This window comes from Embleya sp. NPDC020886 (assembly GCF_044333915.1).
Taxonomy (GTDB): Bacteria; Actinomycetota; Actinomycetes; order Streptomycetales; family Streptomycetaceae; genus Embleya.
This window is the reverse complement of sequence record NZ_JBIRRX010000017.1, coordinates 12,834-27,674: the sequence shown is the minus strand read 5'-3', so window position 1 is coordinate 27,674 and position 14,841 is coordinate 12,834. Positions and strand designations below refer to the sequence as shown.

General features: G+C 72.8%; 12 protein-coding genes. 9 read left to right on the top strand and 3 right to left on the bottom strand.

Translation table 11 applies throughout. The annotated features are described in order from the left end of the window. Window positions 1–53 precede the first annotated feature (53 nt). The 5 genes from ACH4U8_RS38460 to ACH4U8_RS38440 all read left to right on the top strand — a co-directional run bounded on the left by ACH4U8_RS38460 (window position 54) and on the right by ACH4U8_RS38440 (window position 5,965). A complete protein-coding gene (locus ACH4U8_RS38460; RefSeq protein ID WP_395782801.1) occupies window positions 54–1,178 on the top strand; it encodes a glycosyltransferase in 1,125 nt (374 codons plus the stop codon). A gap of 122 nt (window positions 1,179–1,300) precedes the next feature. Beyond that, a complete protein-coding gene (locus tag ACH4U8_RS38455) occupies window positions 1,301–2,404 on the top strand; it encodes an ABC transporter permease (protein ID WP_360309637.1) in 1,104 nt (367 codons plus the stop codon). Beyond that, window positions 2,394–3,614 carry an ABC transporter ATP-binding protein gene (locus tag ACH4U8_RS38450; protein ID WP_395782800.1) on the top strand — a complete coding sequence of 407 codons (1,221 nt, stop codon included), beginning with the start codon at window positions 2,394–2,396 and terminating at the stop codon, window positions 3,612–3,614. The genes ACH4U8_RS38455 and ACH4U8_RS38450 overlap by 11 nt, the downstream gene beginning before the upstream one ends. 6 nt (window positions 3,615–3,620) lie before the next feature. Beyond that, window positions 3,621–4,892 (top strand): glycosyltransferase family 4 protein, encoded by a 1,272-nt coding sequence (locus tag ACH4U8_RS38445; RefSeq protein ID WP_395782799.1) that lies wholly within the window; start codon window positions 3,621–3,623, stop codon window positions 4,890–4,892. Then, complete coding sequence (locus ACH4U8_RS38440) at window positions 4,889–5,965, top strand: glycosyltransferase family 4 protein (RefSeq protein ID WP_395782798.1); 1,077 nt, start codon at window positions 4,889–4,891, stop codon at window positions 5,963–5,965. The genes ACH4U8_RS38445 and ACH4U8_RS38440 overlap by 4 nt, the downstream gene beginning before the upstream one ends. Window positions 5,966–6,094: 129 nt before the next feature. Here the strand turns inward: ACH4U8_RS38440 and ACH4U8_RS38435 are convergent, their stop codons facing one another. The 3 genes from ACH4U8_RS38435 to ACH4U8_RS38425 all read right to left on the bottom strand — a co-directional run bounded on the left by ACH4U8_RS38435 (window position 6,095) and on the right by ACH4U8_RS38425 (window position 9,350). Continuing rightward, window positions 6,095–7,240 (bottom strand): glycosyltransferase family 4 protein, encoded by a 1,146-nt coding sequence (locus ACH4U8_RS38435; RefSeq protein WP_395782797.1) that lies wholly within the window; start codon window positions 7,238–7,240, stop codon window positions 6,095–6,097. Next, on the bottom strand, window positions 7,237–8,313 hold the full coding sequence (locus ACH4U8_RS38430) for a GNAT family N-acetyltransferase (RefSeq protein WP_395782796.1): 1,077 nt from the start codon (window positions 8,311–8,313) through the stop codon (window positions 7,237–7,239). Before ACH4U8_RS38430 ends, ACH4U8_RS38435 begins: the two co-directional genes overlap by 4 nt. 110 nt (window positions 8,314–8,423) lie before the next feature. Further along, on the bottom strand, window positions 8,424–9,350 hold the full coding sequence (locus ACH4U8_RS38425; protein ID WP_395782795.1) for a polysaccharide deacetylase family protein: 927 nt from the start codon (window positions 9,348–9,350) through the stop codon (window positions 8,424–8,426). Between the two features lie 325 nt (window positions 9,351–9,675). On the opposite strand from ACH4U8_RS38425, the gene ACH4U8_RS38420 reads away from it, so the two are divergent. Genes ACH4U8_RS38420 through ACH4U8_RS38405 form a run of 4 tightly spaced genes read left to right on the top strand, consistent with a single transcriptional unit; the run spans window position 9,676 to window position 14,831 of the window. Then, a complete protein-coding gene (locus tag ACH4U8_RS38420; RefSeq protein ID WP_395782794.1) occupies window positions 9,676–11,292 on the top strand; it encodes a GNAT family N-acetyltransferase in 1,617 nt (538 codons plus the stop codon). Next, a complete protein-coding gene (locus ACH4U8_RS38415) occupies window positions 11,292–12,869 on the top strand; it encodes a GNAT family N-acetyltransferase (RefSeq protein WP_379988939.1) in 1,578 nt (525 codons plus the stop codon). Before ACH4U8_RS38420 ends, ACH4U8_RS38415 begins: the two co-directional genes overlap by 1 nt. Beyond that, a complete protein-coding gene (locus tag ACH4U8_RS38410) occupies window positions 12,866–13,681 on the top strand; it encodes a polysaccharide deacetylase family protein (RefSeq protein ID WP_360309619.1) in 816 nt (271 codons plus the stop codon). Before ACH4U8_RS38415 ends, ACH4U8_RS38410 begins: the two co-directional genes overlap by 4 nt. Next, entirely contained in the window at window positions 13,674–14,831 is a 1,158-nt protein-coding gene (locus ACH4U8_RS38405; RefSeq protein ID WP_360309617.1) for a glycosyltransferase, read from the top strand. Before ACH4U8_RS38410 ends, ACH4U8_RS38405 begins: the two co-directional genes overlap by 8 nt. Window positions 14,832–14,841: the final 10 nt, after the last annotated feature.

The window sequence follows — 14,841 nt, the reverse complement described above, 5'->3', positions numbered from 1 at the left end:
CATGTCATCGATACGCCCCCGGCGGGGCGGGATTCGTGACAACCTGTCACCTCATGGGGACACCGACGGACCGGCGTGCGGTCCTGCACGTCGTGACCGACCCCCGACGCCGGGGATCACAGGCATTCGCCCACGACTTGGACGTGGCGCTGCGCGAGCGTGGCCGGGCGTCGTCGATCGTCGCGCTCGCGGGTTCCGGCGAGTTGGACATCCCGGTGCTGGGGCCGGGCCGGTTGCACCCGCGCACGTTGCGCGCACTGCGCCGGCGGGCGGCGGGCGTGGGCCTGGTGATCGCTCATGGCTCGACCACGCTGGACGCCTGCGGGATCGCGCTCGTGGGCGCGGGCACGCCGTTCGTCTACGTCAACATCGGCGACCCCCGGCACTGGGCCAAGGACGCGCTGCGGCGGGCCCGGGTCGGGCTGATGTTGCGCCGCGCGACGGCGATCGCGTCGGTGTCGCCGATGGGCCGGGAAGTGCTGCTGCATGCCTACCGGTTGGCGCCGGAGCGGGTGCGGGCGATCCCCAACGGCCGCCGACCGGAACGATTCCCGCCGCCGGACGAGAGCGATCGGGCCAAGGCGCGTGCCGAGTTGGGGCTGCCGGCGGAGGCGACGGTGCTCGCGGTGGTGGGCGCGTTGGCCGGCGAGAAGCGGGTCGCGTTGGCGATCGAGGCGTTCGGCCTGCTCGCGGGCACCGAGCCGGCGAGCGTCGGGGAGCATCCGCAAACCCCGGACCACCGCCTGCTCGTGGCCGGGGAGGGCCCCGAACGGGCCGCCCTGGAGGCGCTCGCCGAACGCCGGGCGCCGGGCCGGGTCACCTTCACCGGCAACCTCGCCGACCCGGGTCCGGTGTACCGGGCCGCCGACCTGCTCGTATTGTCCAGCACCAGCGAGGGCGTCCCGGGCGTGCTCGTCGAGGCGGGCCTGAGCGCGGTCCCGGCTGCGGCGACCGATGTCGGCTTCGTGCGCGACGTGGTCGTGGACGGGGTCACCGGCGCGCTCGCCGACGTCGGCCCCGGCCCCGGCGATCCGCGGGCGCTGGTCGCCGCGATTCGCCGGGTGTTGGCCGATCGGGACACGATGGGGCGTGCGGCCAGGGCCCGTTGCCTGGAACGGCACGCGATGGAGACCGTGGTGGACGCGTGGATCGCGCTGCTCGACGAACAGCGCCGATGAGGCCGCAGGACCGCAGGGTGGGGAAGAAGTAGGGCGGGAGCGTCGAGTTCCGTACGGCCGAATGCGACTCGTGGGGAGATCGCATGTGCCAAGGTTGTTGTCGAACCAGGGAGGGGGAGTCCGTGGGGGAGTATGTGGGGGGTGCCGTCGGCATGCCCGGCGACGGCATGGGCCGGGTGGGCCGGCATGCGCGGCCGGGCGGCAGTGTCGACGAACCCGCCGACCACCGAACACACGTCAACGGAGCGCCCATCACGGGCCACGGGGGAGCGACCACGCCGACCATCGACAGTCGCACCGGTACCGGACGACATGCGGCGCCCATGGCGGGCGTCGGCAGCGGAACCGGCCGGATCGCCGCAGCACAGGCACCCGACCCCGAGATCAAGGGACCACCGCCGGAACTCAAGTTCAAGCGCCGCACCAGCCTGATCCGCGGCATCCGCGAGTTGTGGCACTCGCGCGAACTCGTCCGCACCCTGGCCGAGCGCGACCTCAAGGCCCGCTACAAACAAGCCGTTCTCGGCTTCGCGTGGGCGGTGATCACCCCCGTGTTGCTGATGCTGGTGTTCACCGTCGTCTTCCAGCGGGTGGGCAACCTCAGCGAGACGGCGCACAAGTACGACGTGCCCTACCCGCTGTTCAGCTACCTCGGCCTGCTCCCGTGGACGTTCTTCATGTCCTCGGTGACCCAGGGCTCCTCGTCCCTGGTGTCCAACGGGCCGCTGCTGAACAAGGTCTACTGCCCGCGCGAGGTCTTCCCGTTCGCCACCGTGATCGTGGCCACCGTGGACATGCTGATCGCCTCCTCCGTACTGGTCGTGCTGTTCGCGGCGTACACCACGCCGCCCGCGGCGACCAGTTGGGCGTTGCCGATCCTGCTGCTCATCCAATTCGAGGTCACCCTCGGGGTGGTGCTCGTGTTGTCCGCGGCGGTGGTCTACTTCCGCGACATCCGACACGTGTTGCCGCTGCTCATGCAGATGGGCATGTTCGCCACCCCGGTCGCCTACGGAATGGACCAGATCACCAAGGACTGGCTGCTGCCGTACGTGATCTGCAATCCGCTCGCCGCCGTGATCGACGGCTACCGACGGTCGATCCTGTACGGACAACAACCCGACTGGGAACTCACCGGCGCCGCTGCCGGATCGGCGACCGTGCTCCTGATCGTCGGATACAAGATCTTCAAGAAGCTCGAAGCGGGGATCGCCGATGTCGCCTAGCCCGACGACGACCAAGGCCCCGGCCAAGCCGGGCACCCTGCCGCTGGGCACCATCCGGGCCGAGCACCTGTGGAAACGATTTCGCGCGGACAGTCAGCGCATGCTCCTGCGGGACAACCTGGGCCGCATCGCGCGCAAGATCTCCGGCCGCGACCAGGCGGACTGGCGCTGGGCGTTGCGCGACATCGACATCCACATCGACCCCGGCGAGGCGGTCGGCCTGATCGGCTCCAACGGGTCGGGCAAGTCGACGCTGCTCAAGATGCTCACCGGGGTGATGTACCCCTATGCCGGCCGACTCCAGGTGCGGGGTCGCGTCGGCGCGCTGATCGAGGTCCGAGCGGGCATCCACCCGGACCTGACGGGACGTGAGAACGCGTTCCTGTACGGATCGTTGCTCGGCCTCAAGCGGGCCGAGGTGGCCAACCGTTTCGACGACATCGTGGACTTCGCCGAGTTGGGCACCGCGATCGACCGGCAGGTCAAGTGGTACAGCTCCGGCATGCAGATGCGACTGGGCTTCGCGGTCGCCGCGTTCCTGGAACCGGACGTGCTCCTGGTCGACGAGGTGCTCGCGGTCGGCGACGCGCTCTTCCAGCAGAAATGCCTGGACCGGATGCGGGTGGTGCTGGAACAGGGCACCACGCTCGTGCTGGTCTCGCACGACCTCGCCTCGGTCGAGTCGATCTGCACCCGCGGCATCTGGCTGGAGCAGGGCGAGATCCGTACCGACGGCCCGATCCGGCAGGCGCTGCGCGGATATCGGGACAGCGTCGAGGAGGAGACCGAGGCGCGCACCCGCACCGACGAGGCGATCCGGACCACCTTCGTGGACGTGCGCGGCGTGGACACGGCCGGCCCCACCACCAACCGGTCGATGGTGGTCGAGGCGGAGTTCACGGGCGACCATCGCGGACCCGCCTCGGTGCATATCGGGGTCACCGAGGGCACCGCGAGTCCGGTCTTCACCACCCGCCGGGACGTGCAGTTCGGCCGAGCGGGCAACCGGGTCAGGTGCACCCTGGACCGACTCCCGCTGCCACGTGGCCGATACGCGCTGTGGATCGGCGTCTACGACCGGGACGGGCACCCGCTGACCACCTGGCATCCGGCGAAGCAGTTCGACGTGGCCGGCCCCGAGCTGGACACCCCGCCGCGCGCGGTGGTGCTGGCCGCGCCGGTCTACGTCGACCACACCTGGGAGGGGTGACCGACCGTGCGCATCCTGGTGTGTCCGCACGACATGCAACTCGGCGGCAGCTCGATCAACGCCGTGGACCTGGCCCGCGCCGTCCGCGACCTCGGCCACGAAGTGTGGGTGATGGGACGTCAGGGCCCGCTCCGGCAACGGGTAGCCGCCGCCGGACTGCCGCTGCTCGCACTCCCTGAACGGGCCCACGTGCGGCCCTCGCCCGCAGTCTCCCGGACCATCGCGGCGGCGGTGCGTCGGCATCGGATCGACGTGGTGCACACCTATGAATACTGGCCGCTCGTCGAGGCGTTCCTCGGCGCCTTCGTGCCGCGCGGCACCCCGGTGCTGGGCACCATCATGTCGATGGGCAGCCTGCCCCCGTACTTTCCGCGCACCGGCGTGCCGCTCACCGTGGGCTACGGCGAGTTGTACGAGGAAACCGGCGAGTTGCGCGGCCTGGAGGGTGCGCGAGTGCACCTGCTGGAGCCGCCGGTGGACACCGCGATCGACCACCCGGTCGGCTCGGCGAAGGCCGACGGCACACCGAAGGTCGACGTCGACGCGTTCGCCGCCGAACACGGACTGCTCAAGCCCGCACCCACCGTGGTGGTGGTGTCGCGGCTGGCCCGGCACCTCAAACAGGAACACCTGGAACGCACCATGGACGCCGTCGCCCGGTTGTCCCCGGACATTCCCGGGTTGCGCCTGGTGATGGTCGGCGGTGGCTCGATCGAACGCGAACTCCAGGCCCGCGCCGCCGACCACAACGGCAACCTGGGTCGGCGCGCGATCGTGCTGACCGGCGAGCTGGCCGACCCGCGCCCGGCCTACGCGCTCGCGGACGTCGTGGTGGGAATGGGCAGTTCGGCGCTGCGCGGGATGGCCTTCGGCAAACCCACGGTGGTGGTCGGCGAACAGGGCTTCAGCAAACCGGTGACCCCGGAGACGATCGGCGACTTCGACGCGCTCGGCTTCTACGGCCTGGGCGCGGGCCGGGTGCCGGTCGAGCAGGACCCGCTGGTCGGCCAACTCACCGCGCTGCTGCGGGATCAGGCCGAACGCGAGCGGATCGGCGGCTGGGCGTTGGACCTGGTGCACGAGCGCTTCGCGCTGGAGAGCCAGGCCGGCCGGTTGGTCGAATGGTACGAACAGGCACGGCTGGAGCGGCCGGTGGCGCGCGGCCGGGTGGGCGAGGCGGTCCGGGTCGGCGGGCGGCTGGTGGGCTTCAAGGCCGGGCAGCGCGGCCAGGCCCTGCGCCGGCGCACGCGCGGCGCGCGTGGGGCCACGACGGGATGACCGGCTCGACCGGCCTGACCATGCTGCACGTCGGGGCGTTCTCCGGCTCGGTGCCGGCGCTGCGCCGGGCGCTGGCGGAGCGCACCGCGGTCGAGGCGCACGACCTGATGCCGCTGGCCCGCGCGCCGGGTCTGGCCGGCGCCCGGTTGCGGGCCGTGCGCGAGGCGCGCCGAGCCGGGCCCGGGACGCCGTGGACCAAGACGCACGCCTGGACGGCGGCGCTGGATCGCAGGGCCCGGGCGCGAGGTCTGCTCGGCCCGCACCGTCCGGTGCTGATCGTGCAGACGCTGCCCGCGCTGGTGCCGCCGGCGGGGGTGCGCTACGGCGTCTACACCGACCGGGTGGGCCTGGAGGGCGCGGCGGTCGGCGGCATGCATCGATCCCGCTTCACGGACGGGTGGTTGGCCCGCGAGCGGCGCCTGTTGTCGGGCGCGCACCGGGTGTTCGTGATGGGGCCGAGCACGGCGGACGTGCTGGTCACCGAGTACGGGCTGGCCGCGGACCGGGTGCACGTGGTGGGCGCGGGCACCAACGCGGGCCCTGCGGCGGCGGATCCCGGTCCGCGTGCGGCGGATCCGCCCCGGCTGCTGTTCGTCGGTACACAGTGGGAGCTCAAGGGCGGCCCCACGCTGCTGGAAGCCTTCGCGCGCCTGTACGCGCGCGACCCGCGCCGGACGTTGACCCTGGTCGGCAGCGGCCCCGACGGACCGCTGCCGCCCGGTGTGCGGGCGTTGGGCCGGGTGCCGCACGCGGCGATGGGCGCGGCCTACGACGAGGCCGACGCGGTGGTGATCCCCACACACATGGAGGCGTTCGGCATCGCCCTGGTCGAGGCGCTGACCCGCGGCCTGCCGTGCGTGGCCTCCACGGTCGGCAACCAACCGTGGATCGTGGGCGACGCGGGCATCGCCGTACCGCCGGGCGATGTGGACGCCCTGACCGAGGCCCTCACCCAACTGAGCGCCGACTACCCGACCTTCCGTACCCGAGCCCTCACCCGCGGCGTGGAACTGCGCACCACGATGACCTGGTCCGCGGTCGCCGACCACATCCTGACCGAACTGTGCCCTTGACCGACCCCGGTCGTCCCACCCATCGAGCGGCCTCGAACGCCGGCCGGGTTGATCGGTATCAGTGAACGCCGGCCGGATCGATCGGTAGCAGTCCGGCCGGCGCTCGGGGCCGAGCCGCGCCCTCGGCGCCTAGCGGCGGCGGTGCGCGGCGCGTTCGTAGACCTCGGCGAAGCCGTCCAGCATGTGCCGGCGGGTGAACCGGCCCAGCACCCGCTCCCGGCTCGCCGCGCCCATCCGGGCCCGCAACGCGTCGTCGGTGAGCAACTCGCGGCACGCCATCACCAGCCCGCCGCGATCACCCGCCCGCAACAACCGCCCGGTGACCCCGTCCGCGACCACGTCGGTCACCCCGCCCACCGCCGTGCCGACCACCGGTACGCCCGCCATCATCGCCTCGGCGACCGCGAGCCCGAAGCCCTCGTAGTGCGACGTGGACAGGAACAGGTCGGCCGCGTCGAAGGCGTCGCTCAGTCGCGGCAACGGCGGGACCACCCGCACGTGCTTGCCGACGCCCAACTCCTCGATCAGCGCCGCGATCTCCGGTTCCTGACGACCGATCACCAGGAACACCACCGGCGGACCGGCGTCGCCGAGCTTGCGCACCACGTCCGCGCCGACCCGCACCATCAGCGGGATGTTCTTCTGTGTCGCCCGACCGACCCCCACCACCACGCGTGCCTCGTGCGAAATGCCCAACTCGGCGCGCAACGCCGACCCCGCCGCCGGATCCGGCTCGTGCACCGGAACACCCAACGGCACCAACGGGATACGTTCCGGCCGCCACCCCACGATCGCCGCGGTCGCATCCCGGACGTGTGTCGAATGCGCGAACGGGCGGAAACCGGCCGCCTTGACCATGCCGACCTCGATGCCGTTGGTCAGCCGGGAGTGCAGGCCGTCCTTGAGCGGCTCGTGCACCTCCAGCACCCTCGGCGTCCCCGGCGAGCCGAGCGCGGACGGCAGCGACAGCCGAGCCGTGCCGCTGTGCGCGTGCAACACGTCCGGACGCAACTCGCGGACCCGCGAGGCAATCCGCAGCCCGAGCCGAATCTCGTCCTGCGGCCGGGTCGGCCCCTCGTGGTCGAGCGCGTGCACGGTCACGTTCGGCCCCAACTCGGCCAGCCGGTCCTCCTCCCAGGCCGGCCGGGCGATGATCGCGTGGCACTCGAAGCGCTCCGGGTCGAGTCCGGCCAGTACCTGCCGGCTCACCTGCGGGATGCCACCGCCGACGCTCAGCCGCCACACCACGTGCACGAGCCTGATGCGATCCTTCACGCTTCCCCCCGAACCGGCCGCAGCCGGCGATCCCTGACCCGGCGAGCGGCGGACTTCGCGCCCAACAGCGCGCCGCCCGCTCCCCGGGCCACCAGCCATGTCGTGTCGTATCGATCGGTCGCACCGAATCGGTGCTTGAACTCCTCGGCCCCGCGCAGGAAGTCGAAGGTCCGCACCCCCCGCGCGGCCAGCGCGGTGAGCGTCTCGTGGAACAACACCGTGCCCAGGCTCGCCTTCGCGTAGGCCGGATCCCAGCCCAACTGGTAGTAGGCGAAGGTGTCCTGCCACAGGAACCCGTACAGGATCCCCACCGACCGGCCCTGCGGATCACGCGCCACCAGCGCGCACGGCCCACGATCGGCATCGGCGCGCGCCGCGAGCGCCGCGTGCAACGGACGCCGGGTCGCGTCGAAAGCGCTCGACCCACCGATGGCCTCCCGACGCAACCGGTGCAGCCGCAACAGGTCGTCGAACAGTTCGGGGGTCATCGCGTCGGGTGTCACCCAGTCGAAGGTGATCCCGTCCTCGGCCAGCTTCCGAGCCTTGCGCCGCACCCCCTGTCGATGCCGGGCCGAGCCGAGCGCGTTCGGGTCGGCCGGCATCACCGGACACGCGGTGCGCTCGATCTCGCGGGCCCCGGGCGGCAGGAACGGATCGCCGGTGGCCGCGTCCAGGTGCGGGAAGACCATGCTGCGCCGCCGGGCGAGCGAGGCCAACCAGGCGCGTACGTCCTGGTGTCGGACCGGATCGACGGCGAACCCGCAGTGGTCCGCGGCGCCCGGCCCGGTGCCCAGCAGCGTCCAGCTCAATACACCGCCGGGCAACCGCGGATGCAGCCGCTCACGGGCGCGCAGCAGCGGTACGACCGCCTCCGCGGCGCCGTCCTCGGCACGCCACACCGCCACCACCGCACGGCCGGCCTGCTCCCGACCCAGCGACTCGCTCCAGCCCAACACCCAGTCGGGCGTGGTGAAGTACGACGTCCCGGGCGTCGCGGCCACCAGCGCGCGCCAGGACGGGACCAGCGCCGCCAACTCGCCGGGCGAGCGCAGCAGCGTGGGCAGAGCAAGCACGGTGATCTCCCTGTCTCGTCCGTCGAGCGCGGTCGGGTCCGTCGACCGGAGTCGGGTTCTCGACCGGATCCGCGCACCATCGGCCCGAACAACGCGCCGATTCAAGCAGGTCAACGCCCGCCGCGCAGCGAATGCAGGGCCGGATGCAGCCCGGACAGGATCGTCGCGAAGCGATCCGGGCGGGTATTCGACCCGACCCGCAGGCGGGAGATCCGCAACGGGTGGTCCGGCAGCCTGGGTCCGAGCCGATGATCGAAGAGGAACCCGGTGCGGTAACCGAGTTCGACCAACAACCGTTCGGTCCGCACGTCCCAGTTGCCGTTCGGATACGCGAACGAACTCGGCGCGCGACCGAGCAACCCGGTCAACCGCTCGTGCGCCTCGACCACTTCGTCCCGCACGTCGGCATCGGTGCACCGGTCGAGCAGCGGGTGGGTCAGCGAATGGTTCTCCACCCGCACGCCGCCCGACTCCAGCGTGCCCAGATCCGCACCGGTCAACTGGGCGGTCCGCACCGGCTCGTGGCCCTCGCGCAGCGCCGCGAGCAGGCGCAGTCGCCGCTCCTGCGGCACCGTCTTCAGATACGCCACCCACGCGCCCGGCGAACGCTCCGGCTCGCCCGCCACCCGCGCCCCGGCGGCGACCAACCGGTCCGCCTCGTGCCACCAGAACGGCGTCGCCGAGTCGATCGCCGAGGCCACCACATAGGCCACCCCCGGGATGCCACGCTCGCGCAGCAGCGGCAAACCGTGCTCCAGAATGCTGCGTTCACCGTCGTCGAAGGTCAGCAACACCGCCTTGGCGGGCAACGCGCGGCGGGTGGCCAGCGCCGTCTCCACCTCGTCCAGGGACACCGGGCGCGCGATCCGGCGCAGCCGGTCCAACTGGCCCGCGAACGTGTCCGGATCGGCGATCCCGTGATACCCGAGTACCGCGAGCCGCAGCCGGGCGCGCCGCGCGAACCACACCTGCGCCGGAGAACGCCGCAACAACGCGTCGCCCCCGGACCGCACCGACCCCACCATCGAACCGCCCACCCAAGCCTCCCCAGCCCCGCGGCGTCGTTGCCGGAACCGTAACAGCGGGGTCACCTCCCGTCAGCCGGTCGCCGAACGCCGTCCACCGCCGGTCATCCGCCGTCCGTCCACCGGCCACATCGGGGCAAGCTTGCCAACCCCGGATATCGCGGAGCATCACCAACGACTCGTGGACGGATTGCGAAACACCCTTCACGCGTGACCCATCCGGCCTAATCTGGTCGGCGGGCGACTCGTGTCCCGGCCGTGTGGGGGCGGGGGACGCCGGTTGGGCACAAACGTTCCGATGCTGCTCACATCGGGACCGCGAGGTGGGGGCCAGGCGATGGTCAATCGTGCATCGACCCTGCGCGCCGAGGAGATCGATGCCGATCTGGCTCGTGCGTGGGACGAATTGGTGGTGGGACGGGGGGTCCAGGCAGACGTCTTCGATACACACGCGTGGGCGTCCTCGTGGGTGGCAAGCCGCCCCGAGCGGGCCGAACACGTGCGCATACCCGGCGTATTCGCCGCCGGGCGCCCGCTGGCCCTGCTCCCGCTGGAGCTCGACTCGGCCGGCCGCGCCCACGAACTCGGCCGCGGCCAACGCGAACGGACACGTGTCGTGCTGGGCACACCCGAGCCGGAGCCCGCCGTACTGCGCCAACTCGTCGCGGAACTGCGCCGGACCGGCATCCGCGAACTGACGCTCCAGCGCCTGCCCAGCCGGGACCCGGCCACACACGCCCTCGTCGCCGCGCTGCGCGAGGCGGGCTACGCGGTGGACGTGCGCGAACGCATGACCGACATGATCGAGGCCACCCCCGACGGCTGGTCCGGCTACCGGGCCCGACACCGAGGCTTCGACAGCGCGATCGCCCAGACCACCCGGCGGGCCGGACAACTGTGGAAGCTGCGGGTGGCCGCCTTCGGCGCGCCCGACACCCCGCCGCTGGCGGCCGGCCTGGCCGACCACGAGGAACTGTTCGACCTGAGCTGGAAGGGCCGACTCGGCGCCGCGCCCGAGCGCCGCCGACTGCTCACCCAGGCCCTCGACGCGCGCGGCATGGCCCGGCTGTACGTGCTCTACGCCGACGACCGCGCCATCGCGTCCTGCCTGGGCGTACGCATCGGCCCGGTCGTGCACTGGCACACGGTTGCCTACGACCCGGCCGCCGCGATGCTCTCCCCGGGCAACGTGGTGCACTGGCGCGCCCAGGAACTTGCCTTCGCCGAAGGCGGCTTGACCCTGATCGACCTGCTGCCCGGAGCGAGCCCGCTCAAGGACCGGGTCAGCACCGAACGACCCGCCCTGCTCGACATGTGCGCCGCCCGGGTGCCCAGCCGGGTGTTGCCGCTGCTGCGCGGCGCCCGCGAGGCGCAACGCGCGATCCCGATCGCCACCCGGGCCCGGGTCCGCGGCCTGCGCGCGCGGGTGACCGCGGTCGACCCCGGCTCCTCGGGCACCGCCCGCCGGTTCGAGGCCCGACCCGCGACCGAGATCCCGACCCGAGCCGCCGCCGAGCTGACCCTGGACCAACCCACGCTGCGCCTGCTCACCGTGGCCTGCGCCCGCCGGGGCCCGCAGGAGATGCGGGCCGACTGGGGGCCGGACGACCGCTGGTATCGGATCGGCACCGGCCCGCTGGCGGTGGCCCGCGTCGACCACCACGAACCCGTACCCACCCTGCGCGAGGTCGTGCGCTACGACCCCACCTACACCCTGGAGGCGATCGCGCTGATGCTGGCCGACCTGCTCGCGTCGCCCGTCCGGTACCTGGACGAGGTGCCCGTGCGCGACCCGCGCCTGCGCTGGCCCCGCGCGTGGGGCCCGCCCACCGCCGGCCTCGCCCCGACCGGAGCCGGCCCGGTCACCACCGTGCCCGGCACGGCCGCCGAGGCCGCCACGTCCGCCGCCGGCACCGACGCCCGCGGTGCGCTCAGCCGCGCCGAGGGGGCCTGATGCACGCCCGCCCGATGCACCCGCTGGAGATCGACGCCGCGTTCGCCGCGTCCTGGGACCGGCTCGTGGCCGCCCGCGGCGTGCACGCCGACCCGTTCGACACGCACGCGTGGTTCGCCTCCACCCTGCACGGCCACCACGACCCGCTCGACGACATCCGGGTGGTCTCCGTACTCGACGACGCCGACCAGCCGCGCGCGTTGCTGCCGCTGGAGCGGATCGGCGCCGAACGCTGGGGAGTGTTCTCGGCACACCGCCGACCCCGCAGCCACGTGGTCGTGCACCCCGACGAACCGCACGGCGCCGACTCGATCGCCGACGCCCTCGCCCGCACCGGCATCCGTGAACTGCGCCTGCACCGGATGCCCAGCCGGGACCCGGAGACCCACCGGCTGATCGCCGGACTGCGCGCGTGCGGCTACACCGTCTCCGCCCGGGAAAAAGCCTGCGACATGCTGGCCGGCGTCGAAGGCGGCTGGGCCGGCCACAAGGCCCGATTCCGCAGCTTCGACCGCTACGCACATCGCTTCGCCGCCCGGGTGCGCGCGCACTGGGACCTGACCGTCGAGGAACTGGCCGGCGCCGACACCGGATCCGAGCGCGACCTGGACGCCGGATTCGCCCTCTACACCGACCTGTTCGCCCGTAGCTGGAAGGGCCCGCTGCAACCCGCCGCCGCCGAGGCCCGCCGCGAACTGATCGCCCGCGCCGCCCGGCACGACTGGGCCCGGCTGTACATCCTGCGGGTGGACGGCATCCCCGCCGCGATGCACCTGTGGTTCCGCCTGGGCGACGTGGCCACCTGGCACTCCACCGCCTACGACGAGCGCTTCGCCGCGCTCGGCATCGGCACCGTGGTGCAATGGCAGGCCCAGGAACGGGTGTTGACCGAACCCTGGCCCGCCGGCAGCAGCCCGCGCCTGGTCGACCTGATGCCCACCCGCACCCCGCAGAAGTTGCGACTGGCCCCCGAGCGCCCCGCCCTGTGGGACATCGAGGCGATCCGCGACCGACGCCTGCTGGCCGCCACCCTGCCCGTCCGCGGCTTCGCCCGAGCCACCCGGATGTCGGTCGAACAACACCTTCGGGTTCGCCGCGCCAAGCCCGCGGCCGAGCAACCCACCCTGGTCGCCGAGACGGTGATCCCGCCCGCGATCAACCCACACGGCGAAGCCGGCCACAAGCTCGACCCGGTCCACGAAGCAGGCGCCGAGCACAACCGACCCATCGCGCTGGCCTGCGGCTATCGGGGCACCGACGTGGTCGACGGGGGCCGGACCCGCGGCGAGACGTGGTGGCTGGTCGGCGAGGAGCCACACACCCTGGTGCACCTGGACGCGGACCGCACCGTGCACACCGTCGCCGCGCTGGGCACCGACCGGGAGCACCCACACGCGTGGGAGCCCGACGAAGCGGTACGCAGCGTGGCCACCGCCCTGGGCGAGACCCTGCGGCTGCACCTGCTCGACCCCGCCGGCCGCGCCGGCACCCCGCTCCGGCGGGAAAGCGAACCGATCCCGTGGCCGCTCGCCCGTACCCATCCCACCCGGCTCACCCCGAAGGGCACCACCCGATGACCGCCATCAGCGGCGACCGCGTGCGCGCCACGCTCAAGCGCGGCCTGGCCGCCACCTCGCTCGGCCGCGATCCCGCGCCCGGCGCGACACTGCTCATCTACCACCGGGTCGGCGGCGGCAGCCGGGACGAACTCGACCTGCCCGCAGACGCGTTCCGCACCCAGCTCGACCTGCTCCCGCGCGCGCACGTGGTCTCGCTGGACACCGCCGTGGACCGGCTCGCGGCCGGCGACCCGACACCCTCGATCGTGCTCACCTTCGACGACGGCTTCGCCGACGTGTACGCCAATGCCTGGCCGGAACTGCGGGCCCGCGCGCTGCCGTTCACCCTCTACCTGGCCACCGGCTGCATCGGCGAACAGATGCGCTGGGAGGGCTCCACCGGTACCAGCGGCGGATCCCCCGCGCTGAGCTGGGAGCAGGTCGCCGAACTGGCCGAATCGGGCCTGGCCACCATCGGCAACCACACCCGAAGCCACGCCCGCCCCGAGGCACTCACCGCGACCGAACTCGACGAAGCCTCCGACGACGTCGAGCGTCGACTCGGGCTGCGCCCGGCCCACTTCGCCTACCCGTGGGGCATCGCCGTCCCGGACATGGAGCACGCCCTGCGCTGCCGGTTCCGCAGCGCCGCCACCGGCGTGCTCGGCCGCAACCTCCCGGGCTGCGACCCGATCCGGCTGCGCCGGGTCCCGGTCCGCCGTACCGACCCACCCGCGTTCTTCCGCGCCAAACTCGGCGGCCGGCTCGCGCAGGAACGCGCCTACGCGGCCGTGGTCAGCCTGGGCAAGCGGGCCGGTGCCCATGCGTGAGCCGCGCGGGCCGGGTGGTCGACCCCTGCGGGTCGCCCACCTGACCACCATCGACATGAGCCTGGCCCTGCTCCTGCGCACCGAACTGGAGGAGGACGTCGCGGCCGGCTTCGAGACCTACGGGATCAGCGCCGCCGGCCCCTACGTCCCCGAGATCGAGGCGCTGGGCGTCACCCACGTACCGCTGAACTCGCTGACCCGCGCCTGGAGTCTGCGCAGCGACGCCGCGGCCGCCGGCGAACTGGTGCGCACCCTGCGCCGATTGCGCCTGGACGTGCTGCACACGCACAACCCGAAGACCGGTGTGCTGGGCCGGATCCTGGGCCGCGCCACCGGCGTTCCGGTGGTGGTCAACACCTGCCACGGCCTGTGGATCCGCCCCGGCGACCCGTGGGCCCGCCGGGCGTTCGTGCTCGGCACCGAGGGCCTGGCCGCCCGCGCCTCGCACGCCGAGCTGTACCAGAACGCCACCGACCACGCGACGCTGCGCCGGGCCGTGCCCGGGTGGCGCGCGCGAGTGGTCGGCAACGGTACCGATCTGACCCGCTTTCGACCCGATCCCGTCGCCCGGGCGGCCGTTCGTCGGGCACTGAACGTGGCCGAAGACGAACTGCTCGTGGGCGGAGTCGGGCGGCAGGTCGCGGAAAAGGGCATCCTCGAATACGTGGAAGCAGCCGGACTGCTCGCGGGCAAGGCCAGATTCGTATGGATCGGGCCGGAGGACCCGGACAAGGCCGACGCGGTCTCGCGCGCCGTGCACGGGTCCCGGGTCGAATTCGTCGGCGCACGCTCCGACATGCCCGCCGTGTACAACGCCCTCGACGTGTTCGTCCTGCCCTCGCACCGCGAGGGCTTCTCACGATCGGCCATGGAGGCCGCGTCCTGCGCGCTGCCCATGGTGCTCAGCGACATCCGGGGTTGCCGGGAGATCGGCACCCACGGCGAACACCTGCTCCTCGCGCCGCCCGGCGAGCCCCGCTCGCTGGCCGCCGCGATCGACCGACTGCTCACCGAACCGGATCTGCGCGCCGAACTCGGCGCCGCCGCCCGGCGACGCGCACTGGCCGAATTCGACCAGCGCCGCGTCGCGGGCATCTCGATCGACACCTATCGGGCCGTGGCCGGACGCCGCGGCCTGGGCTGGACTTGACGCACAACGG

Bases quoted from the DNA above. Each gene is read 5' to 3' on its own strand.
- ACH4U8_RS38405 (WP_360309617.1), top strand. From the start codon at position 13,674: ATGCGTGAGCCGCGCGGGCCGGGTGGTCGACCCCTGCGGGTCGCCCAC.
- ACH4U8_RS38415 (WP_379988939.1), top strand. From the start codon at position 11,292: ATGCACGCCCGCCCGATGCACCCGCTGGAGATCGACGCCGCGTTCGCC.
- ACH4U8_RS38420 (WP_395782794.1), top strand. From the start codon at position 9,676: ATGGTCAATCGTGCATCGACCCTGCGCGCCGAGGAGATCGATGCCGAT.
- ACH4U8_RS38460 (WP_395782801.1), top strand. From the start codon at position 54: ATGGGGACACCGACGGACCGGCGTGCGGTCCTGCACGTCGTGACCGAC.
- ACH4U8_RS38410 (WP_360309619.1), top strand. From the start codon at position 12,866: ATGACCGCCATCAGCGGCGACCGCGTGCGCGCCACGCTCAAGCGCGGC.
- ACH4U8_RS38450 (WP_395782800.1), top strand. From the start codon at position 2,394: ATGTCGCCTAGCCCGACGACGACCAAGGCCCCGGCCAAGCCGGGCACC.
- ACH4U8_RS38440 (WP_395782798.1), top strand. From the start codon at position 4,889: ATGACCGGCTCGACCGGCCTGACCATGCTGCACGTCGGGGCGTTCTCC.